The sequence below is a fragment of the Methylobacterium sp. WL103 genome (assembly GCF_008039885.1).
GTDB lineage: Bacteria > Pseudomonadota > Alphaproteobacteria > Rhizobiales > Beijerinckiaceae > Methylobacterium > Methylobacterium cerastii.
In genome coordinates, this window is sequence record NZ_VRUX01000986.1 from 1 (window position 1) to 1,008 (window position 1,008).

The 1,008-nt window shown below is 72.1% G+C and carries 1 protein-coding gene; it reads right to left on the reverse strand.

Going from position 1 to position 1,008, the window contains the following annotated elements:
* The coding region (locus tag FV222_RS27230) for a histidinol-phosphate transaminase (RefSeq protein WP_147816248.1) at positions 1-826 on the reverse strand (826 nt) is incomplete at its 3' end.
* Positions 827-1,008 lie beyond the last annotated feature (182 nt).

Genomic DNA, 1,008 nt, shown 5'->3' on the forward strand with positions numbered 1-1,008 from the left:
CCGCGGCATGCGCCTCGTCGGCAAGCGCCGCCGCGCCGGCCGCCATGCCGGCGGTGGACAGGTTGAACGGCCCGCGGATGCGGTTGACCGCCTCCATCACGTGGGCCGGCCCGACCATCCAGCCGATCCGGAGGGCGGCGAGACCGTGGATCTTCGAGAAGGTACGGGTCATCACGACGTTGTCGGCGTCGCGCGCGAGCTCGAACCCGGCCGAATAGTCGTCCGCCTGGACGTATTCGGCGTAGGCGCCGTCGAGGACCAGCAGCACGTCGCCCGGCAGGCCGGCATGCAGGCGGCGCACCTCGGCGAGCGGCAGGTAGGTGCCCGTCGGGTTGTTGGGGTTCGCGACGTAGACGATCTTCGTCCGCGGGGTCACGGCGGCGAGGATCGCGTCGACGTCGGCCGTGAGATCGCGCTCGGGGACGACCACGGCGGTGCCGCCCGCCGCCAGGATGGCGATGCGGTAGACCAGGAACCCGTGCTCGCAGAACACGCCCTCGTCGCCGGGGCCGACATAGGCGTAGGCCAGCAGCGACAGCAGCTCGTCCGAGCCGGCGCCGCAGACGACTCGGCTCGCATCGATGTCGTGGCGCGCAGCGATGGCGTTCCGCAGCAGGGCGGAGGTGCCGTCGGGGTAGACCTCGAGCTTGGCCGTCGCCGCCTGCATCGCCGCCACCGCCGCCGGGCTCGGGCCGAGCGGCGTCTCGTTCGACGAGAGCTTGTGGATCTTGGCATGGCCCGGCGCCCCGCTCTTGCCGGGAACGTAGAGGTCGATCGCCAGGACGCCCGGACGGGGCACCGGGCGGAGACGGGGAGAGGCGGACATTCTTGTTCGCAGTCTGAAGAAGAAACGCGTGAGGCGCCCGTCTACAGCATTTCGCGCGCCGATGAAGCGGGGCGCGACCGGATTAGGGCGCCGAGGCGCTCACACCCGGAAGCGCGCCGCGTGGCTGCCAGTCTCGTCGAGGCTCGACGCCGCCGCGCCCGCGCCGTCGAGCGCGTCCGCGA